Raw genomic sequence first — 21102 nt, forward strand, 5'->3', positions numbered from 1 at the left:
GTACCTATAGGTCGTCCGACGAATCTCAGCAGGCGGCGTGGTCGGCGGCGGCGAGCAGATTGCCCTCCGGAATGGCGATCCGGTGCCGTCCGCCGGCCAGTCGGGCGGCGGCCCGGCGAGCCTGGAGCGGGCCGTGTTCGCGGCGGGCGGTGGCGTAGCTGGCGGCGGTGCGGGCCGCGATGGTGGCCCATCCGTAGCGTTCGCCGACCATGGTCCGGGCCCGTCGGGCGACCCGCCGGGCGAAGACCTCGTCGCCGAGCAGTCGGTCGACCGCGCCCGCGAGGGCGACCGGGTCGCTGTGCGGGAACGTCACGCCGGTGACGCCGGGCTCGACGATCTCGGCGAGGCCGCCGGTACGGGCTACCGCGAGGGGCGCTCCGGCCGCCGCGGCCTCCAGGGCCACCATGCCGAACGGCTCGTAGAGGCTGGGGACCACCGTCGCGTCGGTGGCGCCGAGCACCGCCGGCAGTTGGGTGGCGTCGAGGAAGCCGGTGAAGCGGACGGTCGAGCCGAGCGCCAGGCGACGGGCTTCGGCCTCCAACTCGGGGCGGTACGGGCCGTCGCCGGCGATCACCACGCGCAGCCCGGGGTGCCGCTCGCGCAGTCGGGGCACCGCGTGCACGAGGTGCTGGACGCCCTTCTCGTAGACCAGCCGGCCGGCGTACCCGACCAGCGGACCGTCCGCGGCGAACCGGGCGCGGGCCGACGCGACCGCGCGTGGTCGGGCCCGCCACGCCCGGTCGTCGACCCCGTTGGGGACCACGTCGACCAGCCCGCCCGGTACGTCGAACAGCGAGCTGACCTGGTCGCGCATGTAACCCGAACAGGTGATCACGCGGGTGGAGGCCCCGCTGAGCCAGTGTTCGACGCCGTGGATGGTGCGGTTCATCTCCTCGGGCAGCCAGCCCTGGTGTCGCCCGGCCTCGGTGGCGTGCATGGTCGTGACCAGCGGCAGGTCGAGATGTTCGGACAGCGTCACGGCGGTGTGGGCGACGAGCCAGTCGTGGGCGTGGATGACGTCGTAGGCGCCGGCCTGGGTGGCGCGCAGGGCGGTGCGGGTGAGGGTGTGGTTGAACGCCATGGTCCACGCCAGCAGGGAGCCGGTGGCCAGGGGGAAGGCGACGGGGTCTTCGGGGGCGCGCAGGATGCGGACGCCGTCGGCGTACTCCTCCAGGGGTGCGCCCTCGGCGTGGCGGGTGACGACGGTGACCTCGTGCCCGGCGGCGGCCAGGGCCACGGACAGGGCGTGGACGTGGCGGCCGAGGCCGCCGACGAGCACCGGCGGGTACTCCCACGACAGCATCAGCACCCGTAGCTGGCGGGCGGGGTTGATGTCGATCACGTGGGCATCGGGTGACATGCGGCCCCCTTTGAGTTGTCCCCGGGCGCGCGCCGACCGACACCGGAGTCGATGTCGCCGTCGCGTCTGGATCGGGGCCAATCCTGCCGGCGCCGAGATAACCAGCGGAGACACCGCCGTTGCGGTCATGTAAAGCGCTACTGGCCTTTTCGGCGCACCCGCAGCAACTCGGCCACCGACCACGCCTGGAACGGGCAGCCGGTCGCGGAGTGCGGCGCGACACCGTCGGCCGTCTCACTTACCGATCCTAGCCCATATTCGGTCAGATGGGACTCAATGCCAATCAATGCGTCATCGACTGGCATCTTGCCCCGACGAGTGGCGTCCACGTACGGGCCGAGCAGCCACGGCCACACCGTGCCCTGGTGGTAGCCGCCGTCCCGCTCGGCCGGGCCGCCCCGGTGGCGACCCACGAACTCGGCCGCATCCTCCGCGAGGCTGCGCGGCCCGAGCGGGGTGAGCAGCCCGTTCGCGACCCGGCGCAGCGTCGCCTCGTCCGGCTCCAGCGGCGCGAACGGCAACGACCAGGCCAGCAACTGGTTGGGCCGCAGCGCGTCGTCGTCGTGCAGGGCGGCCCCACCCAGCGGGTACGCCGGCGCGGGCGCGTCCAGCACGTCGTGCAGCCACCCGGTCGGGGCGGGGAACCGCTCCCGGAACGAGGTGGTGGCCCGCCCGTGTAGTCGCCACAGCTCGCCCGCGTCCTGCCCGGCCAGCTCGGTCAACTCGGCGAGCCCGGCCAGCCCGTTGATCCACAACGCGTTGACCTCGACGGGCTTGCCCGTGCGCGGGGTGACCGGCACGCCGTAGACCCGGGCGTCCATCCAGGTCAGGGCGGTGCCCGGGGCGCCCTGGGTGAGCAGCCCGTCGGCCGGGTCGACGGCGATCCCGTACCGGGTGCCGGCGACGTGCGCGTCGATGACCCCGCGCAGCGCGGGCAGCAGCTCGTCGCCGAGATCGGTGTCGCCGGTGACCGTCACGTGCCGGCTCACCGCGTGCAGGAACCAGAGGGTGCCGTCGACGGTGTTGTACTCCACCCGGCCGGTGTCGGCCGTGTTGGCGAGCATCCCCTCGGAGAGGGTCGCCGCGTACGCCCGCAGCAGCTCCCGCCCCTCGGCGGCCCGACCCGTGCAGAGGAACAGCCCCTCGTACGAGATCATCGTGTCCCGCGACCAGGCCCCGAACCAGGGATAGCCGGCCACCACGTCGACCGCCGCCTGCCGGGTACGGACCACGAACGCGTCGGCGGCCAGCGCCAGCGTCGCGTCCACGTCGTCGGCCGGCTTCGCCGTCGCCACCACCTGCCGGTTGCGTCGCCGGGCCGTCGCCACGATCTCGACGGCTGGCGGCGGCTCCTCGTCCAGCGGAGCGGCCCAGGCCCGCACCGACACCGTGTCACCGGGGCGTTCCAGATCGCCGGCGAAGCGGCCCGCGTACCAGACGTCCTCGTCCGGGTGCAGGCCCCGGTTGGCCTCCTCGCGGTGGTGCACGCCCAGCCACCACTGCCCCTCCGGCGTCCAGCCGGGTCCGGCCAGCCGATATGCGCCCTCGACCACCGCGCCGTCGGCCACCGCCTCGACCTGCGGCGTCGGCCCGTCAGCCCGCCGCTCGCCGTGCGCGTCGCGCCAGGTGCAGGCGGCGGACAGCTCCAGCCGTACCGGACCGCCGGCGACCAGCCGGTGCACCACGGCCACGCAGGAGCGGCCGGGCAGCATGGCCAGCTCGCGTTCGATGACGACCGCGCCGATCCGCCACCGCCAGCGGGGCAGCCCGTCGACCAGCTCGAAGCGCTCCAGCAGCTCGAATCCGCGCGGGTCGACGTCGCCGGAGGACCACTCGTGCGCGCCGAGGCGTACCCGCGCCCCGGACGGCAGGGTGACGGCCGGGTCGAGGCTGACCAGTCCCACCTGGCGGGACGCCGGCGTATCGCCCGGCACCACCAGAAGGCCGTGGTAGCGACGGGTCCGCAACCCGCCGACGGTGCCCATCGCGTACCCGCCGAGGCCGTCGGGCACCAGCCACTCCCGGCTGGACGCGCTGGTCAGGTCGCCGCAGACCTGCGGTCCGAAAATAATGTCGATCAACTTTCCTCCACCGCCGTCGAGGTGTAACACGCCACGGCGAGAATGGCCGCTGTGGTGAAGTACCGCGGCGACGTCAAAGATGTGCACGTGATCACTGACGGATCGTCCTCCGACGCCTCGCCACCCGACGCTGAGCGGCTTCGGCTCGCCCAGGCCGACTCGGGGGAGCAGGACTGGCGTGCATGGGGTCCCTATCTGTCCGAACGGGCGTGGGGGACGGTACGGGAGGACTACAGCGAGCACGGTACGGCGTGGGACTACTTCCCACACGACCATGCGCGGTCCAGAGCCTACCGGTGGAATGAAGACGGCATGGCCGGCGTCTGCGACGACCGACAGACGTTCGCGTTCGCCCTGGCGCTCTGGAACGGCAAGGACCCGATCCTCAAGGAGCGGATGTTCGGCCTCGGTGGTGACAGCGGCAACCATGGGGAGGACGCCAAGGAGTACTGGTGGTACCTCGACAGCACCCCGACGCACTCCTGGATGCGCTGGCGCTACCACTACCCGCAGGCCGCCTTCCCGTACGACGAACTCGTCGCGGTGAACGCGCTGCGCGGCCGGGACGACACCGAGTACGAGCTGGTGGACACCGGGATCTTCGACGACGACCGGTACTGGGCGGTGACCGTCGACTACGCCAAGGCGTCCCCGACCGACCTGTGCATGGTGATCACCGTCGCCAACCGGGGCGACGCGGCGTCGACCCTGCACGTGCTGCCCACCCTGTGGTTCCGCAACACCTGGGCCTGGGGGCTGCCCGGCGGCGACCGGATTCCCCGGCTGACCGGGGAGGGCACCCGGCTGGTCGGCGAGCACCGGGTGCTCGGGCAACTGCTGCTCGAAGGCGACGGTGGCCCGGTGCCGCTGCTCTGCGACAACGACACCAACGCCGAGCGGCTCTGGGGCCTGGCGGGTCGCTCGCCGTACCCGAAGGACGGCATCAACGACCACGTCGTCAACGGCGCGCCCACCGTCAACCCGGCCCGCGAGGGCACCAAGGGCGCGCTGCACTACGTGCTCGACGTGCCGGCCGGCGGTCAGCGCCAGATCCGGCTGCGGCTGACCCGTACCGCGTCGCCTCCGGCCGCCGCCCCGCCGCCCCCGGCCGACCTGCGCGACGGCTTCGAGTCGGTGGTGTGGGCCCGGCGGGCCGAGGCGAACCGCTTCTTCGCCAACGTGATCCCAGAGGCCGCCACCGCCGACGAGGCGCTCGTCGCCCGGCAGGCCATCGCGGGACTGATGTGGGGCAAGCAGTTCTACCACTTCGACGTCAAACGCTGGCTGGACGGCGACCCCGGGTCGACACCGCCGGCCGGGCGTCGGCACGGGCGCAACAGCGCCTGGTGGCACATGACCAGCTTCGACGTGATCTCCATGCCCGACCCCTGGGAGTACCCCTGGTATGCGGCCTGGGACCTGGCCTTCCACTGCGTGAGCATCGCCCGGGTCGACCCCGGCTTCGCCAAGGAGCAGATCCTGCTCCTGCTACGCGAGTGGTACCTGCACCCCAACGGGCAGATCCCGGCGTACGAGTGGGCGTTCGGCGACGTGAACCCGCCGGTGCACGCCTGGGCGGCGCTCAAGGTGTTCGAGATCGACGGCGGTAAGGACTTCGAGTTCCTGGGCCGGGTGATGCACAAGCTGCTGCTCAACTTCACCTGGTGGGTCAACCGCAAGGACACCGGCGGCAACAACGTCTTCGAGGGCGGCTTCCTCGGGCTGGACAACGTCGGACCGTTCGACCGCTCGGCGGCGCTGCCGGTGGCCGGCGTGCTGGAGCAGTCCGACGGCACCGGCTGGATGGCCATGTACGCGCTCAACCTGCTCGACATGGCCATCGTGCTGGCCGAACACGACCGGACCTGGGTGGACACGGCCACCAAGTTCTTCGAGCACTTCCTCTACATCGCCGCCGCCGCGTACGAGCAGGGGCTGTGGGACGACGAGGACGCGTTCTTCTACGACGTGCTGCGGCTCGCCGACGGCACGAAGGTGCCGCTGAAGGTCCGCTCGGTGGTCGGGCTGCTGCCGCTGGCCGCCACCACCCGCCTCACCGCCAAGACCCTGCACCACCTGCCGGAGCTGGGCGCGCGGCTGCGCTGGTTCCTCACCAACCGCCCGGAGTACGCCGAGGTCATCGGCACCCGACGGATCGGCCCGGACGGCCGCCAGCAGCGGCTGCTGTCCATGGTCGGTCAGGAGCAGGTGGTCCGGCTGCTCGCCCGGATGCTCGACACCGACGAGTTCCTCTCCGACTTCGGCCTCCGTACGTTGTCCCGCGCACACCTGGACAAGCCGTTCTCAGTCAATCTCGGCGGGCAGGAGTTCTCCGTGGGCTACGAGCCGGCCGAGTCGACGAGCGGCCTGTTCGGCGGCAACTCGAACTGGCGCGGGCCGATCTGGATGCCGACGAATTTCCTGCTGATCAGCGCGCTGCGCGACTACGCCGCGTTCTTCGGGGACTACCTCCAGGTGGAGTATCCGACGCGCTCGGGGGTGAAGCTCTCGCTGGACGAGATCGCCGACGACCTGTCGAGGAGACTGATCTCGCTCTTCACCCAGGACGACTGGGGTCGCCGACCGATCTACGGCGCGGCGCGGCTGTTCCAGACCCACCCCGACTGGCGGGACCTGGTCGCCTTCCCCGAGTATTTCCACGGCGACAACGGCGCCGGACTGGGCGCTTGGCACCAGACCGGCTGGACGGCTCTGGTCGCCGACCTGATCCTCACCCTGCGCCGTTGATCCAGCCCGTGCCCGTGCCCGTGCCCGTGCCCGTGCCCACGCCCGTGCCCGCAAGATCCGCGCAACTTCGGTGATGCTGCTGCATCACGGCGGCCGGAAGCAGCAACTTCACCGAAAGTGTGCGGATCACGCGTGCGGGTGTGCGGTCAGTACCCGCGCCGGTGTTCAATGGCGCGTTATGGAGTGGACAGTGCCCATCGCCGTCGTGTTGTCGCTCGTGCTCGTGTTCCTGGTCGCTGGGGGTGGCCGTCGTTCCGACGCGGATCAGCTGGCTCGCCGGCTCGCCGTGGTCGAGCGCAAGCTGGATCTGATCATGGCGCACCTCGACATCCACGAGCCGGAGCTTGAGGCCCCCGGGGCGGTCCTGCAAGAGCTGCTCGCCGGCCGCAAGATCCAGGCCATCAAGGCATACCGGGAGGCGACCGGTGCCGGTTTGCGGGAGGCCAAGGACGCCGTCGAGTTGCTCGCCCGGCAGCGCGGCCTGGGCTGATTGTCAGCCCTGGTAGGCCGTCGCCGCTGACACCGACCCTTGCCGCGCTGCGCCGTGAGCGCCGCTGCGCCGTGAGCGCCGCTGCGCCGCAAGATCCGTGCAACCACGGTGATGGTGCTGTATCACGACGGCCTGAGCCAGCAACATCGCCGAATCTGTGCGGGTCTCGGGACGGGCGCGGCATGATCGTGCTCGATCCTTGTTGTAGTGGTGTCCTCGGCGCGGGAGGCCACTACATCCTGGATCAAGCACGATCATGCGGGTGCGGGGCACTGTGCCGAGCAGGCGTCGACCCGTCGGACTACTCGTAGCCGACGTAGATGATCAACTGCCCGTTCCGGGGTTCCGCCACCACGTAGACGGACCCGGGGTCGAGCAGCTTCGGCGGCAGGTCCTGCTGCTCGGACAGGCCCATCCGCTCGGCCAGCTCCTCCGCTGACTGGCCGGCCGGGGGCGCCACCGTAACCTGCCACGAGCACCCGCCGGAGGCGCACGTCTCGCTCTCGTCGACGACCGTCGCCCCGGCGGGCACGTCCGGGATCCGCCACTTCGGCGGCAGCGAGCCCTCGTCGCCGAACGCCCACAGCGACGCGAACCACAGGCCCCAACCGCAGGCCAGCAGGCCCACGACGCCGAGCCCGGCCAGGAGAAGGCGTCGAGGTGATGTCATCGCGCCAGGCTAGCGAGGCGGTGTGGAGATCCAGTGAACGTCAGCCGGTGAAGGGTTCGAGGCCGAGCCGACCCCAGGCCACGAAGGCGGCCAGGGCGAGGTACACCGCGTTCACCGCGACGAACCTCGCCTCGTCGTAGCGCAGGTGGGTGATCATCGCGCCGATCATCAGCACGATCCAGCAGATGGCGGTGACCGGCACCAGGACCGGTGCGATGTCGAGCACGGCCGGCAGGATCAGGCCGACGGCGGCCAGGAGTTCGAGCACCCCCAGGGTCTTGACGAAGCCGTCGCTGGCGTTCCCGGTCCACCCGCCGCCGCGGTGCGAGGCCAGCTTCTTGCGGGGTACGAAGATCTTGGTGATGCCGCCGGCCAGCGCCACCGTGGCCAGCAGTCCGGCCGCGATCCACAGCACGATGTTCATGGACGTTCCCTTCGGTCGGGGTCGACCAGGAGACACCGCCGGCCCGGTGGCTGTGACTCATCCCGGTGGGTGATGTGCCGCACAGGCCCGTGGTGTCACAGGAGACCGTCGACCGGTGTCGGATGGTGGTGAAGCGACGTCGAGGACAGGAGGCGCGGGTGGATTCCGCCGTGGACGCGTTCGTCACGCACCGGAACCTGCTCTTCACGGTGGCCTATGAGATGCTCGGCTCGGCGGCCGACGCTGAGGACGTACTCCAGGAGACCTGGCTGCGGTGGGCGGACGCCGACCACGCGGCGGTCCGGGACGAGCGCGCCTACCTGGTCCGGATCACCACCCGCCAGTCCCTCAACCGGCTGCGGACGATCGGTCGGCGCAGGGAGTCCTATGTCGGCTCCTGGCTGCCCGAGCCGCTGCTGACCACACCCGACGTCGCCGACGACGTCGAGCTGGCGGAGCACGTCTCGACGGCGATGCTGCTCGTGCTGGAGACGCTCGGCCCGACCGAACGGGCGGTGTTCGTCCTGCGGGAGGTGTTCGAGGTGGACTACGACGAGATCGCCGCGACCGTGCGGAAGAGCCCCGCCGCCGTTCGCCAGATCGCCCACCGGGCACGGGCGCACGTCGCCGCGCGTCGACCGCGCGGTGTGGTCTCCGCGACCGAGGCGCGGCGCGCGTTGGAGGCGTTCCAGCGGGCCGTCGATCTGGGCGACGTGCAGGGTCTGCTCGACATCCTGGCGCCCGACGTCGTCCTGCTGGGCGACGGCGGCGGCATCAAGCAGGCGGTACTGCGGCCTGTCGTCGGCGCGGACAAGGTGGCCCGTCTGCTGGCCTCCCGGCAGGTGGAGGTCGCCGGGCTGTCGCTGCACCCGGCCGAGGTCAACGGCTGTCCGGCGCTGATCGTCCGGTTCGACGGCGAACTCGACACCGTCCTGACGGTGCGTCTCGACGACGGAATCGTCACCGGGCTGTACGCCGTCCGCAATCCCGAGAAGCTGTCGCACATGCGCCAGGCCACGGCGCTGCGCCGGTGAACGACCACGCGGGTCAGAACGGTGGCCTGGCGGCTTCGCGGGGCCGGTCACGGGATCGTCGGGTGTCCACGGCGGCGACGCCGAGCAGCGCCAGTGCGGCGGCCGCGCCGACGGCGAGCGGACGCAGGGGGAGTGCCACCGGAACCAGCAGGGCGAGGGCCAGCAGGCCGGCTGTCCGGGACCGGGAGATCCGGTCGAACACCTGGTATTCCAGGGCCGCCCGTCCGGCGAGGAAGAGCGCCGGGCCGCCGAGGATGGCGATCAGCCAGGTCGGCGGGAGGTGGCCGAGCGGCTTGGTGATGTACAGCTCCATCCCCACGCCGGTCAGCACGATCCCGGCGATCATCGCCAGGTGCGCGAACGCCATCTGCGTGGCGAGCCGGGCGGCGTCACGGGAGCTGCCGATGGCGGCGTCCAGCGTCCCGCCGGCCAGGTGGAAGTAGATCCGCCACAGCAGGACCGTCGTCGCCAGCGCCAGCACGAAGGCGGCGGTCTGCGCGGCATGGAAGCTGCTGCCGCTGAACGCCAGTCCGATGACGAAGATGGCCTCGCCGAGCGCGATGAGCAGGAACTGCTGGTAGCGCTCGGCCAGGTGCTCGGCGGCGAGTCCCTGCATGCCGAGTCGCTGCGCGCCGAGTCCCGGGGTCGGCCACCCGAGGTACGACCCGGTGTAGTCCACCAGGACGGCGACAGCCCAGAGCCAACCGCGAACGTCGCCGTCGTTCACGAGCCCACCGACGATCCAGAACGGCGCGTGCAGGCTGAGCCAGAACACGATCCGGACGGACTGGTGTGGGTCGGGGCCACCGTGGCCGGCGATGTGGAAGTACCCCACCCGTGCGACCTGGAGTGCCACGAGCGTGATGGCGAAGAGCGAGGCCCGCGCGCCGAATCCGTCGGGTACGGCGACGGCCATCGTCATCGCGCCCGCCATCGTGATGACGATGACGGTCTGGACGATCATCGCCTCCGGGTCGAGCCAACTGGTCGACCAGACCGTCAGTGTCCAGACGCTCCACAGCGCCAGGAAGAGCAGCAGTGCCTGACCGAGGCCCGCGAGAGTGCCGCGCCCACCCCCGGTGAAGTCGTCGATCAGCCGCAGGGAGATCCGGGTGAGGGCGAAGACGAAGACGAGGTCGAGGAACAGCTCCAGGAAGGTGGCCCGCTCGCGGGCGCCCGCGCCCCGCACCAACCCCCCGCCGGGCATCTTGCTCATCCGCCGACCGCCTCGGCGGGCGGACGCCGTCGAACGACCACGTGCCCTCCCGTCGCGGTGACCTGATCACCTAACGACGCACCACCGGGTGGGGCAGCGAACGGCCCCGGAGCAGGCGATCAGTCACCAATCCGTCACGAGACAGATGCGAACAGTGCTGGTCGTTACGCTCGGCCGGTGTCCGTACCCGCCGAGGAGGCCACCGAGCAGGACCGGCGACTCCTCATCGTCACCGCTGCCCGCGAGTTGGCCGAGGCCGAGGGCTGGCTGGGCCTGAGCGCCCGTCGGGTAGCCGAACGGGCCAACACGGACGTCGGCGACCTCTACCGGCACTTCGCGGACCAGGAGGCGGTGCTGGCCGCCGTCGCGGTGCACGGCTTCGCTGACCTGGCCGCCGCGCTGACCGCGGCGCACGCGGACAACCCGTACCCCGAACGGGCGTGGGCGGTGATGGCGGGCGCGTACCTCGACTTCGCGTACGCCAATCCTGCTGTCTACGACGCCATGCTCGCCCTGACGCCGGACCTCGCCCTCGGCGCGGCCGGGGTGCCGGCGGCGCCACGGGCCGTCTTTGCCGCGCTGCGGGCGGCCCTGCTCCCGCTGGCCCAGGGCCGTGACCCGGACACCCTCGCCGAGCTGGGCTGGAGCCTGCTGCACGGCGTCGTCATGCTCACCCGTGGGGGTCGCCTGCGCCCCGAGGCGCAGGAGGAGCGGGAAGCGATGATCGCGGAAGGCCTGCTGAGATGGCCCTGATCGCCCGCCGCGCCGTCTCAGTTGAGGGGCTCGCGCTTGAACGGGCCCTTGTCGACGAACCGGAACGTGGTGGGTGGCGGGGCGTCGCCGCGCTCCTTGAGGACCAGACCGTTGCCGGGCGCGTGTTGCAGCGTCCGGGACTCGCTGCCGATCACGTACGTCCCGTCGCCCTGGGCAATGATGGTGAACCGCTGGATGGGGTCGTCAGCGTCGCAGGTGGAGGCCTGGATGGTCAGCTCCGGCTCGATGTCCAGGCCGTTCACCTGCCAACACGACGGGTCGTCGTTGGCGGGATGACCGTCGGCGGTGCCGTACGCCTTGATCACGTACCGGTCATCTCCGATCGGGACCGGAACGAACAGGACTCGACCGCCGGTGTCGCCGCCCTCCACCAGGCTGCCGCTGAGTTCCAGTTCGCTCCCGGACCCCCGCACCCGCACCATGCTGATCTCCCGCTTGCCGGACAGGAGCGGATCGGCCGGGGCCGCCGGGCTCGACGGTGCCGGGCTCGACGGTGCCGGGCTCGACGGTGCCGCAGCGGACGGGGTCGGCGTCCCCGCTGCGGCACCTGGCACCCGGTCGTCTCCGTCGCCGCACCCCAGCAGTGTCCCGACGCAGGCCAGCATCGCGGCGCCCGCCCACCATCTCACCGTGATCATGCCGTGCTCCTGAAGCTTCTGGCCCGAGCCGGTCGGCCGGGGACTGCCCGATGGGACGCCGCGTCGCACGATCACGTCGACATCCCTCACGACCGTCGGCGGTGCGCGAATTCCACCGGCGGACGCACCCTCGGGCGCGGGACGACGCCGTCGTGATCACGCGCCTATCCTGATCGCTCAGTTCGGCCGTGAGGAACATGAGGAGGGTACGGGATGGCCGCCAGCGAAACGTCTCGACGGCAGGCGCAGGTGCTGATCTTCGACGCGGACGACACACTGTGGGAGAACAACGTCGTCTTCGAGCGGGTGATCGACGACTTCCTGGCCTGGCTCGATCACCCCACCCTGGACCGCGTGGAGATCCGGACGATCCTCGACGACATCGAACGCGCCAACACGGTGGCCCACGGGTACGGCAGCAAGGTCTTCCTGCGCAGCCTGGGCGACTGTCTGGAGCGGCTGCGCGAGCGGCCGGCCACCGACGCCGAGCGCAAGGAGATCGACCGGCTCGCGTTGGCGCTGGTGGAGCACCGGGTGGAGCTGATGCCCGGCGTGGCCGACGCGCTCGACGAGTTGGCCGGTCGGCACGAGCTGCTGGTGCTGACCAAGGGGGAGCAGGCCGAGCAGCAGCGCAAGCTGGACGCCTGCGGCCTGCTGCACCACTTCGGGGCCGCGCACATCGTGGCCGAGAAGGACGTCGACACGTACCGGTGGCTGGTCCGCGAGCACGGGTTCGAGCCGGCCCAGGCGTGGATGATCGGCAACTCCCCGAAGTCGGACATCCTGCCGGCCCGGGCGGCCGGGCTGAACGCGGTGTTCATTCCGAACGAGAACACCTGGGTGTTGGAGAACGACGAGTTGGACCCGACCGACACCGGCGTGCTGCGGCTCGCGGCCTTCCGGGACTTGCTGGACCACTTCTGACCGTCGAATCCGAACAGCGTCGCCGATCATGGTCGCGTTACGCGGACGTGCCGCTTTTCGCCCTTGAGATCAGTCACGTCGCGGCGGGCCCGGCAGCGCTTGTCCGGCCCGGCGCGATCCGCCTAGCCTGAGCCGGCGTTCGCGGCCTTTCGGGGTGTGCCGGGGGCGCACCGGCGTCCGACAGGTGGGCACCGTGGAGCTGAGTGCAGGGCGGCCGGGCCTCCCCACCGAGCCGCGTGGCGTCGTGCCACGCCCACGCGCGTGGTGAATGCCGGAGCTGCCGCTCCCCCGTCGGACGGCCGGGGGTCAGGGCCGGGTAGTTGCGGACCCGGTCCTGACCCGGCCAGTCCTTGTGAGACAGAACCTAGGCGCGGTGCCGGCCGTCGCCGGTGTGGCGGGCGTCCGCCTCGTCCGAGCCGCCGCGGACGATCGAGATCGCCACGCGGCAGAACTCGTCCATGTCCGGGTTGAAGCCGGCCGCGATGTCGGGGTGCAACCCGGAGCGGGTCTCGTCCAACAGCCGCTGGCACACCTGCTCGACCGGCTCGCCCGCGTAGCTGGCGCGGATCCGGTCGGTGGCCGCCTGGAGAGCCGAGGTCAGCTGGTCCTCCAGCGGGCCACGCAGCTTCTGCTGCACAGGATCGAGCCCGCGCGGGTCGAGCGTGACATGTGGCTCCGACATCGGTGCTCCCTTCGTCGGCGTCCGCGATACCCCACCGCGGCCGTCGGTCAAACTCCGGTCGGTACGGCGGCGACCCGCACCTGGTAGGAGAAGTCTTCCGCCGGTTCCTCGTGGTACGACAACCGGCGGATCTGCCGGTCGTCGTCGTAGAGGGCGACGTCCACCAGGACGCCGAGATGCGCCAGGCCGATGGTGGCGACGCGCTTCTTGTCCTGGAGCACGGCGCAGACGCCGCCGAGCAGGGTGCTGGCGTCGGACGTACGGTGCCCGGGCGGGCACCGCAGAACCACGTCCACCTCGATCGGCCCGGGCAACGGCGTCCAGCCGGTGCGCTGGGCCGCGCCCAGGGCGGCCTGGAGCAGGGTGCGGACCCTCGTCGCCTGCCGGTGCCCGGCGGCGAAGATGGACAACGCTTCGGTCTTGACCGGTGGCAGGCCGCTCACCTCGAACGTCAGGGCGAGAGCGCGGGTGTCCTGCACGGCGGCACCTCCCTCGTTGGGGACGATCCTGCCGAACCGGTGCAGTGGCGGAGGGGCGTTCCCGCGATAACCAACCGATCGGGCAGGCTGGGTCGGCCGGAGGCGTGTCGACGGCGGCGGCGAACGCGCTGGCTGCGGCGCTGGGAAAGACGCTAGTGCACCGCGCCCGCGCTCGGTAGTCGGTCGTTCACCCGGTGGTCGACGGCGAAAAGGCGCAGAACTCGTTGCCCTCCGGGTCGGCCAGCACCCACCAGCGCGCCCGGTCGACCGGCTCACGCAGCAGCGTCGCACCCGCGTCGAGCAGCGCGGTCGGCTCCGGGGCCGTCATTTCGACGTCCCAGTGCATCCGGTTTTTCACGGTCTTGGGCTCGTCGACCCCGTCGAACACCCACGCCTGCCACGGGAAACCGGCGGCGTCGTGCAGCGACGTGGTGTTCGGCCCGGCCCCGGTCGTGCCGCCCAGCAGGCCGGCCCACCACGCCGCCTGCGCCGCCGGGTCGACGGCGGCCACCACCAACTCGACCGGGCCCGGCCGGGCCTCGCCGCCGGCCGGGAGCACGCAGAACTGGTTGCCCTCCGGGTCGGCCAGCACCCACCGCTCGACGTCGCCGTCCGGCTCGCGCACCGACCGCGCGCCGGCCGCGAGCAGCGCCGCCGTGTCCGCGTCGGCCAACCGCAGATCCAGGTGTACGCGGGTACGGCCGACCCGGGGCTCGGGCACCCGGTTCACCCAGATCGACTCGGCGGCCGACCGCGCCGAACGAGGGTCGATCCTGGTGTCGCCGTCACCCGCGTCGGCGACGTCGGCGTCGAGCACCCGCGCCCAGAAGCCGCCCAGGGCGAGCGCGTCGGCGGCGTCCAGACAGAGGTCCTTGAAACGAGCGATCATCGTCCCAGCATGCCCGCTCCGGGCACGCCCGTGGGGGACGCCGCGTGACGGATCCAGCGCCACTCGCCCCCCCGATCACCGCTCGGCCCCCCGGGTCCCCGCACTGCGCCCGGTCGCCGCTCGGCCCCCCGGGTCCCCGCACTGCGCCCGGTCGCCGCTCGGCCCCCCGGGTCCCCGCGCTGCGCCCGGTCGCCGCTCGGCCCTCCGGGTTCCTGCACTGCGCCCGGTTGCCGCTCGGCGCCCCGGTCGCCGCCCTGCGCCCGGTCGATCAAGGAGTTGTGGTGGGCGACAAAACTACCCACGCCACCCAAGACGGGCACCACAACTCCATGATCGACGGGGCCTGGCCGCGATCTTGCACTTTCTGTGCCGGCATAGGCGGCATTCCAGGCTTTTCGACGACCGAAACTGCAAGATCGACGCGGGCGGCCGTTCGGCCGTTCCGGGGGCGGGCGGGCGGGCGGGGCGGGGGCGGAGTGCCGGGGGCGGGGGCGGGGAGGTCTGCGTGTGGGGTGCGGTCAGTGCTGCTTGGCGTAGGCGACGAAGGTTTTCCAGGCCGTCGGGGTTACGTGCAGGGTGCCGCCGTCGCGGTCCTTGGTGTCGCGCACCAGCACGACGTGCGGCAGGTTGTCGGCGACCTCGACGCAGGAGCCGCCGTTACCGCCGGACCGGGTCGACTTGCGCCACCGTGGGGTCAGGGTGTCCATGACTTCGCCACTTCCTTGATCAGCTCGATTGACGGCCGGCGGGGGAGCGCCTCGTTGCGGACGATCTCCCACGTCTTCGCCAGCTTAGCGACGTCGGTCGACGCGTCGACGAACTGCGCGATGAGCTGGTTGTCGGCGTGCGCCACCCGTTCGCCGTCGGGCATCTCGGCGATGATGAACTGTCCGGCCAAGCCCAGGTACATGCCAGCATCCACCGGCACGACACGCACCTGGATGTGCTCCTGGGTGGCCAGCTCCACCAGGTGCTCGCACTGCTCGACCATGAGGCCCGGTTGGTCGAGCACCGGCCGGCGGAGCACCGCCTCGTCCAGCACGGCGATGAGCTGCGGCGGACGCGGGCGGCGCAGGATCGCCTGCCGTTCCAGCCGGGACGCGACGATCCGGTCGACGTCCTCGGCGTCGAACCGCCCGCCGGCCAGCGTGGCGCGGGCGTACCGCTCGGTCTGCAACAGGCCGGGCACGTACGCCAACTCGAACCAGCGCAGCGTGGTCGCCTCCCGCTCGAACTCGATCCATTCGCGCAGCCAGGCCGGCTCGGCGTCGAGCCGGCCCAACCGTTCCAGCATCCGCTGGAAGCGCTCGCCCGTCCGGTGGTGGTTGTCGATGGCCCGCATGTACTCCTTCGTGGGCGGTCGCCCGCCCGTCTCCACGGAGCTGACGTGCGAGCCCGAGTAGCCGATTCCCCGGCCGAAGTCGTCCTGGCTGAGCCCTGTCTCCGCCCGCAGCAGGCGCAGTTCCTCCAGCACGTAGTCCGTCACTGTCCCCATTGACTCCCCCATCTCTGCCCAACCCGAAGCCGCGTGTCCCTCGTGGCTGCTCGACCGGACCGCTGAGCTGCGCGGATGCCGCGAGCACGGATCGACCGTAGTTGACTCCTCGCAGACTGTCACCAATGGCGGGTTCGCTGGTGGCCGCAATGGCGGTGGCGGGCTCTGCCCGGGGTCGCTCCCGTTTCCCCCTTGCGGGAGCGACCCCCTTCCCCTGCACGAGGAGGTCGATGTGCTCAGCCCGAGAGACCACGACGAAGCGCGGTGGTGGTGATGGTGGTCCGTCCGCCCGTTCCGCATGTCGCCATGCGTCCGCTCTGGCGGTGCCGCAACTGCGGCCGGGAGTGGCCCTGCCAGCCGGCCAAGCTCGCCCTGCTCACGGAGTACCGGACCAACCGCACCGGACTGCTGATCTACCTCGGCACCCTGATGAACGAGGCGACCCAGCAGCTCACCCAACTCCACCCCGACCACCCGCCCGCCCGGATGACCGAGCGCTTCCTCTCCTGGGCGCGGGCCCGGGGCTGAGGGCTGCCCCACCCCGCCCGCTCCCGATGATCAAGAGATTTGCGTCAGGAAAGACGCCTTTCCTGACGCAAACCTCTTGATCAACAGGGCTGAGAGGGGGTGGGGGTGGGGGTGGGGGTGGGGGTGGGGTGGGGGTTGGGGGTTTGGGTGGGGTGGGAGCCTGTCGTGTTGCCGGCAGGTTTCGCGGCGTGGGGAGTGGGGCAGTGTAGCCGCACGGAGTACCCGAGCGGGGCGTTTTTGCAGCTCCTGGGCTCGGAGACAGCTCACCGTGCGCCGGGGCACGGATGCCCTCCCCGGTCCGTTGTGCACGAGAGGGGGAAGGCGATGACGGACCCCGAAACGGCCCGACACCGACACCGACGCCGGCCGGTTGCCCGGGTCGGGGCGGCTGCCGCCGCGCTGGCGCTGGTCGCGCCGCTCGCCGCGTGTGGCGCAGCCGACGACGGTGGCCCACCGACGCTCAACCTGTACTACCCGCCCGAGCAGAACCTGCAGAAGGTCGTCGACGACTGCAACACGCAGGCCCAGGGGCGGTACAAGATTGCCTACCGGGTGCTGCCCCGACAGGCCGACGACCAGCGGGTACAGATGGTGCGCCGGCTCGCCGCCGAGGACACCGGCATGGACATCCTCGGACTGGACGTCACCTGGACCCAGGAGTTCGCCAGCGCCGACTGGATCCGCGAGTGGACCGGCCAGGACAAGGCCGAGGTCGAGCAGGGCACCCTGGCCGGGCCGCTGGCGACCGCCCGGTACGAGGACAAGCTCTACGCCGCACCGAAGAACACCAACGTGCAGTTGCTCTGGTACCGCAAGGACCTGGTGCCGCAGCCACCGACCACCTGGGACCAGATGATCACCGCTGCCCGGCAGCTCAAGGAACAGGGCAAGCCGTACCAGGTGCTCACCATGGGCGCGCAGTACGAGGGTCTGGTCGTCCTCTACAACACCCTGGCCGAGAGCGCGGGCGGCAAGGTCCTCTCCGACGACGGCAAGAAGGCCGTGATGGACGACGGCACGGTCCGGGCGCTGGAGCAGTTGCAGAAGTTCGCCACGTCGGGCGTCACCTCGCCGTCGTTCAGCAACGCCACCGAGGACCCGGTCCGGCTGGAGTTCCAGTCCGGGTCGGGCGCGTTCCAGGTGAACTGGCCGTTCGTCTACCCGGCCCTTCAGGAGGCCAACCCGGAGCTGGCCAAGCAGGTCGGCTGGGCCCGCGTGCCGGGCGTCGACGAGGGCACCCCCAGCAAGGTCACCATCGGCGGGGTGAACCTGGCCGTCAGCTCGTACTCGAAGCACCCGGAGCTGTCGTTCGAGGCCGCGCGGTGCCTGCGCAGCGCGGAGCACCAGAAGTTCTCCGCGATCAACGACGGCGTGCCGCCGACCATCGAGGCCGTCTTCGACGAGCCGGAGATGGCCGAGGCGTACCCGATGAAGGACACCATCCTGGAAGAGCTGAAGGACCCGGCGACCCGCCCCCTGACCCCCGCCTACCAGAGCATCTCCACCGTCATGTCGGCGATCCTGTCGCCGCCGTCCGGGATCCGCCCGCAGCAGACCGCCGACGAGCTGCGCGACGCCATCGCCGACGCCCTGGAATCGAAGGGGGTGCTGCCATGACCCGGCCCGCCACCACTGAGTCGACCGAGGCGACCGAGGTGACCGACGGCCAGCGCGCCGCCGTACCCACCCAGCGCGGAGGTCGCCGCAAGCCGCCGCTGAGCGAGAACAAGAAGGCCGAACGCCGGCTCGGTTGGCTGCTCTGCGCGCCCGCCGCGCTGGTCATGGTGCTGGTGACCGCGTACCCGATCATCTATTCGTTCTGGCTGTCGTTGCAGCGCTACGACCTGCGCTTTCCCGACCAGCGCGAGTTCGTCGGGTTGGAGAACTACGTCACCGTGCTCAGCAACGAGTTCTGGTGGACGGCGTTCGGGGTGACCGCGCTGATCACGGTGGTCACCGTGGCCGTCGAGCTGGTGCTCGGCATGGGGTTGGCGCTGATCATGCACCGTACGCTCGTCGGGCGGGGCATCGTCCGTACCGCGGCGCTCATCCCGTACGGCATCGTCACGGTCGTCGCCGCCTTCTCCTGGCGGTACGCCTGGACCCCCGGCACCGGCTACCTGGCCGACCTGTTCAGCGACGGCGCTCCGCTCACCGAGCGGGCCAGCTCGCTGGCGATCATCATGCTGGCCGAGATCTGGAAGACCACGCCGTTCATGGCGCTGCTGCTGATGGCCGGGCTGGCCCTGGTGCCGGACGACCTGCTCAAGGCCGCCTCCACCGACGGCGCGACAGCCTGGCAGAAGTTCACCAAGGTGATGCTGCCGGTGATGAAGCCGGCGATCCTGGTCGCGCTGCTGTTCCGCACGCTCGACGCGTTCCGCGTGTTCGACAACATCTTCGTGTTGACCGCCGGAGGCAACGAGACCTCGTCGGTGTCGATGCTCGCCTACAACAACCTGCTGCGGGGTCTCAACCTCGGCATCGGCTCGACGATGTCGGTGCTGGTCTTCCTCACCGTGGCGATCATCGCGTTCGTCTTCGTGAAGCTGTTCGGTACCGCTGCCCCCGGTAGCGACGATGGGGAGAGGCGCTGACATGGCCGCGGAAACCACCACCCGCGCGAAGCTGCGCTGGGGCCTGCTGGACATCCTCGTGGTCGTCTTCGCGCTGGTCCCGGTGCTGTGGATCGCCTCGCTGTCGTTCAAGACGCCGGCCACCCTCACCGACGGGAAGTTCATCCCCCGCGAGTGGACGCTGGACAACTACCGGACGATCTTCGACACCGACCAGTTCGTCCGAGCACTCGTCAACTCCATCGGCATCGCACTGATCGCCACGCTGATCGCGGTGGTCCTCGGTGCGATGGCCGCGTACGCCATCAGCCGGCTGGATTTCCCGGGCAAGAAGCTGCTGGTCGGCATCTCCCTGCTGATCGCGATGTTCCCGCAGGTGTCACTGGTGTCGCCGCTGTTCGAGATCGAACGGCAGCTCGGGATCTTCGACACCTGGCCCGGACTGATCCTGCCGTACATCACCTTCGCGCTGCCGCTGGCGATCTACACGCTGTCGGCGTTCTTCAAGCAGATCCCGTGGGACCTGGAGAAGGCGGCGAAGATGGACGGCGCCACGCAGGCCCAGGCGTTCCGGCGGGTGATCGCCCCGCTGGCCGCGCCCGGCCTGTTCACCACGGCGATCCTGGTCTTCATCTTCTGCTGGAACGACTTCCTGTTCGCCATCTCGCTGACCTCCACCGAGCGGTCCCGCACGGTGCCGGCGGCGCTGTCGTTCTTCACCGGCGCGTCCCAGTTCGAGGACCCCACCGGGGCGATCTGCGCCGCCGCCGTGGTGATCACCGTACCGATCATCCTGTTCGTCCTCTTCTTCCAGCGCCGCATCGTCTCCGGCCTGACCTCCGGCGCAGTCAAGGGATAGGTGGGTAGTCATGGCTGACATCGTGCTCGACAAGGTGAGCAAGAGTTTCCCGGACGGGACCGTCGCCGTGCAGGACGTCGACCTGGAGATCGCCGACGGCGAGTTCGTGATCCTGGTCGGCCCCTCCGGCTGCGGAAAGTCCACCACCCTCAACATGATCGCCGGGCTGGAGGACATCAGCTCCGGCGAGCTGCGCATCGGCGGCCAGCGGGTCAACGACAAGGCGCCGAGGGACCGGGACATCGCCATGGTGTTCCAGTCGTACGCGCTGTATCCGAACATGACCGTGCGGGAGAACATGGCGTTCCCGCTGCGGCTGGCGAAGCTGGACAAGGAGACGATCAACTCCAAGGTCGACGAGGCCGCCAAGGTGCTGGAGCTGACCGCGCTGCTGGACCGTAAACCCGCGAACCTCTCGGGTGGTCAGCGGCAGCGGGTGGCGATGGGCCGGGCGATCGTCCGCCAGCCCAAGGCGTTCCTCATGGACGAGCCGCTGTCCAACCTTGACGCGAAGCTGCGGGTGCAGATGCGCACGGTGGTGTCCCGGTTGCAGAAGCAGCTCGGCACCACCACCGTCTACGTCACCCACGACCAGACCGAGGCGATGACCCTCGGCGACCGGGTGGTGATCATGCGGGGTGGCGCGGTGCAGCAGGTCGGCCCGCCGCAGGAGCTGTACGACCACCCGCGCAACCTCTTCGTGGCGGGCTTCATCGGTTCGCCATCGATGAACTTCCTGCACGCGGCGGTGCAGGACGGCAGCCTGCGGACCGCCCTGGGCGACGTGCCGCTCGACGACCGGTTGCGCCGGGAGCTGGAGGCGGCCGACGCGCCCCGCGAACTGATCCTCGGCATCCGGCCCGAGCACTTCGAGGACGCCGAGCTGGTCGACGACGAGACCCGCCGCCGGGGTCTGGAGTTCGAAGCCCCGGTGGAGATCGTCGAGTCGATGGGCTCGGACAAGTACGTGTACTTCACCGTGGAGGGTGAGCGGGCCAGCGCCGCCGAGTTGGAGGAGTTGGCCGCGGACGCGGGTGCGGGCGACTTCGCCGGCGGCGGCGGCAACCTGGTGACCCGACTGTCCGCCGAGTCCGGCGCCGCCGAAGGGCAATCCCGCCGAGCCTGGTTCAACCTGGAAAAGATCCACCTCTTCGACCCGTCCACCGGCCGCAACCTAACCCTCGACAAGTCCCACTAACCCGGCCCCGGCCCCGGCCCCGTCGATCTTGCACTTT

21 protein-coding genes are annotated in these 21102 nt (G+C 70.8%); 10 read left to right on the forward strand and 11 right to left on the reverse strand.

Features of this window, described 5'->3' with window-relative positions; genetic code table 11:
• Positions 1 to 25: 25 nt before the first annotated feature.
• Positions 26 to 1360: a glycosyltransferase family 4 protein gene (locus tag ACIBTX_RS09185; protein WP_357128219.1), complete on the reverse strand. Its 1335-nt coding sequence runs from the start codon at positions 1358 to 1360 to the stop codon at positions 26 to 28.
• A gap of 137 nt (positions 1361 to 1497) precedes the next feature.
• Positions 1498 to 3441 carry an amylo-alpha-1,6-glucosidase gene (locus tag ACIBTX_RS09190; RefSeq protein ID WP_357128222.1) on the reverse strand — a complete coding sequence of 648 codons (1944 nt, stop codon included), beginning with the start codon at positions 3439 to 3441 and terminating at the stop codon, positions 1498 to 1500.
• A 42-nt stretch (positions 3442 to 3483) separates the two neighbouring features.
• Between ACIBTX_RS09190 and ACIBTX_RS09195 the strand changes: the two genes are divergently transcribed.
• Both ACIBTX_RS09195 and ACIBTX_RS09200 read left to right on the forward strand, forming a co-directional pair.
• Positions 3484 to 6189 carry an MGH1-like glycoside hydrolase domain-containing protein gene (locus tag ACIBTX_RS09195; protein ID WP_396832293.1) on the forward strand — a complete coding sequence of 902 codons (2706 nt, stop codon included), beginning with the start codon at positions 3484 to 3486 and terminating at the stop codon, positions 6187 to 6189.
• 190 nt (positions 6190 to 6379) lie between these two features.
• On the forward strand, positions 6380 to 6679 hold the full coding sequence (locus tag ACIBTX_RS09200; protein ID WP_357170946.1) for a ribosomal protein L7/L12: 300 nt from the start codon (positions 6380 to 6382) through the stop codon (positions 6677 to 6679).
• Between the two features lie 301 nt (positions 6680 to 6980).
• On the opposite strand, the gene ACIBTX_RS09205 is transcribed toward ACIBTX_RS09200, so the two are convergent.
• Both ACIBTX_RS09205 and ACIBTX_RS09210 read right to left on the reverse strand, forming a co-directional pair.
• The gene (locus tag ACIBTX_RS09205; RefSeq protein WP_396832294.1) at positions 6981 to 7349 is read right to left on the reverse strand and encodes a hypothetical protein; all 369 of its coding nucleotides are present in this window, start codon (positions 7347 to 7349) and stop codon (positions 6981 to 6983) included.
• A gap of 40 nt (positions 7350 to 7389) precedes the next feature.
• Positions 7390 to 7773: a DoxX family protein gene (locus tag ACIBTX_RS09210; protein ID WP_357128234.1), complete on the reverse strand. Its 384-nt coding sequence runs from the start codon at positions 7771 to 7773 to the stop codon at positions 7390 to 7392.
• A gap of 158 nt (positions 7774 to 7931) precedes the next feature.
• On the opposite strand from ACIBTX_RS09210, the gene ACIBTX_RS09215 reads away from it, so the two are divergent.
• Entirely contained in the window at positions 7932 to 8807 is an 876-nt protein-coding gene (locus ACIBTX_RS09215) for an RNA polymerase sigma-70 factor (protein WP_357128237.1), read from the forward strand.
• A 13-nt stretch (positions 8808 to 8820) separates the two neighbouring features.
• Here ACIBTX_RS09215 and ACIBTX_RS09220 read toward each other — a convergent pair whose 3' ends face one another.
• Positions 8821 to 10023, reverse strand: a complete 1203-nt coding sequence (locus ACIBTX_RS09220) for a low temperature requirement protein A (RefSeq protein WP_357170949.1) — start codon at positions 10021 to 10023, stop codon at positions 8821 to 8823.
• Between the two features lie 177 nt (positions 10024 to 10200).
• Here ACIBTX_RS09220 and ACIBTX_RS09225 point away from each other — a divergent pair, with 177 nt between their 5' ends.
• Positions 10201 to 10776, forward strand: coding sequence for a TetR/AcrR family transcriptional regulator (locus ACIBTX_RS09225; protein ID WP_357170951.1), 576 nt, complete (start codon positions 10201 to 10203; stop codon positions 10774 to 10776).
• Positions 10777 to 10793: 17 nt separating this feature from the next.
• Here ACIBTX_RS09225 and ACIBTX_RS09230 read toward each other — a convergent pair whose 3' ends face one another.
• Entirely contained in the window at positions 10794 to 11435 is a 642-nt protein-coding gene (locus ACIBTX_RS09230) for a hypothetical protein (RefSeq protein ID WP_396832295.1), read from the reverse strand.
• 213 nt (positions 11436 to 11648) lie between these two features.
• On the opposite strand from ACIBTX_RS09230, the gene ACIBTX_RS09235 reads away from it, so the two are divergent.
• Entirely contained in the window at positions 11649 to 12359 is a 711-nt protein-coding gene (locus ACIBTX_RS09235) for an HAD family hydrolase (RefSeq protein ID WP_357170955.1), read from the forward strand.
• Between the two features lie 364 nt (positions 12360 to 12723).
• Here ACIBTX_RS09235 and ACIBTX_RS09240 read toward each other — a convergent pair whose 3' ends face one another.
• The 5 genes from ACIBTX_RS09240 to ACIBTX_RS09260 form a co-directional block, all read right to left on the reverse strand.
• On the reverse strand, positions 12724 to 13041 hold the full coding sequence (locus tag ACIBTX_RS09240) for a hypothetical protein (protein ID WP_357128251.1): 318 nt from the start codon (positions 13039 to 13041) through the stop codon (positions 12724 to 12726).
• A gap of 47 nt (positions 13042 to 13088) precedes the next feature.
• Entirely contained in the window at positions 13089 to 13520 is a 432-nt protein-coding gene (locus tag ACIBTX_RS09245) for a hypothetical protein (protein ID WP_355624547.1), read from the reverse strand.
• Between the two features lie 187 nt (positions 13521 to 13707).
• Complete coding sequence (locus ACIBTX_RS09250) at positions 13708 to 14409, reverse strand: VOC family protein (protein ID WP_357170957.1); 702 nt, start codon at positions 14407 to 14409, stop codon at positions 13708 to 13710.
• A gap of 518 nt (positions 14410 to 14927) precedes the next feature.
• Entirely contained in the window at positions 14928 to 15116 is a 189-nt protein-coding gene (locus ACIBTX_RS09255) for a DUF397 domain-containing protein (RefSeq protein WP_357128257.1), read from the reverse strand.
• Positions 15104 to 15904 carry a helix-turn-helix domain-containing protein gene (locus ACIBTX_RS09260; protein ID WP_396832296.1) on the reverse strand — a complete coding sequence of 267 codons (801 nt, stop codon included), beginning with the start codon at positions 15902 to 15904 and terminating at the stop codon, positions 15104 to 15106. Before ACIBTX_RS09260 ends, ACIBTX_RS09255 begins: the two co-directional genes overlap by 13 nt.
• 306 nt (positions 15905 to 16210) lie before the next feature.
• Here ACIBTX_RS09260 and ACIBTX_RS09265 point away from each other — a divergent pair, with 306 nt between their 5' ends.
• From ACIBTX_RS09265 to ACIBTX_RS09285, 5 genes are all read left to right on the forward strand, one after another.
• On the forward strand, positions 16211 to 16432 hold the full coding sequence (locus ACIBTX_RS09265) for a flavin reductase (RefSeq protein ID WP_357128264.1): 222 nt from the start codon (positions 16211 to 16213) through the stop codon (positions 16430 to 16432).
• Between the two features lie 324 nt (positions 16433 to 16756).
• Positions 16757 to 18049 (forward strand): ABC transporter substrate-binding protein, encoded by a 1293-nt coding sequence (locus ACIBTX_RS09270; RefSeq protein ID WP_357170959.1) that lies wholly within the window; start codon positions 16757 to 16759, stop codon positions 18047 to 18049.
• Positions 18046 to 19029 carry a sugar ABC transporter permease gene (locus ACIBTX_RS09275; RefSeq protein WP_357170961.1) on the forward strand — a complete coding sequence of 328 codons (984 nt, stop codon included), beginning with the start codon at positions 18046 to 18048 and terminating at the stop codon, positions 19027 to 19029. Before ACIBTX_RS09270 ends, ACIBTX_RS09275 begins: the two co-directional genes overlap by 4 nt.
• Before the next feature lies 1 nt (position 19030).
• Positions 19031 to 19867 (forward strand): carbohydrate ABC transporter permease, encoded by an 837-nt coding sequence (locus ACIBTX_RS09280; RefSeq protein ID WP_357170963.1) that lies wholly within the window; start codon positions 19031 to 19033, stop codon positions 19865 to 19867.
• A gap of 10 nt (positions 19868 to 19877) precedes the next feature.
• Positions 19878 to 21065, forward strand: coding sequence for a sn-glycerol-3-phosphate ABC transporter ATP-binding protein UgpC (locus ACIBTX_RS09285; RefSeq protein WP_357128272.1), 1188 nt, complete (start codon positions 19878 to 19880; stop codon positions 21063 to 21065).
• Positions 21066 to 21102: the final 37 nt, after the last annotated feature.

The organism is Micromonospora sp. NPDC049359 (assembly GCF_044466585.1).
GTDB lineage: Bacteria > Actinomycetota > Actinomycetes > Mycobacteriales > Micromonosporaceae > Micromonospora.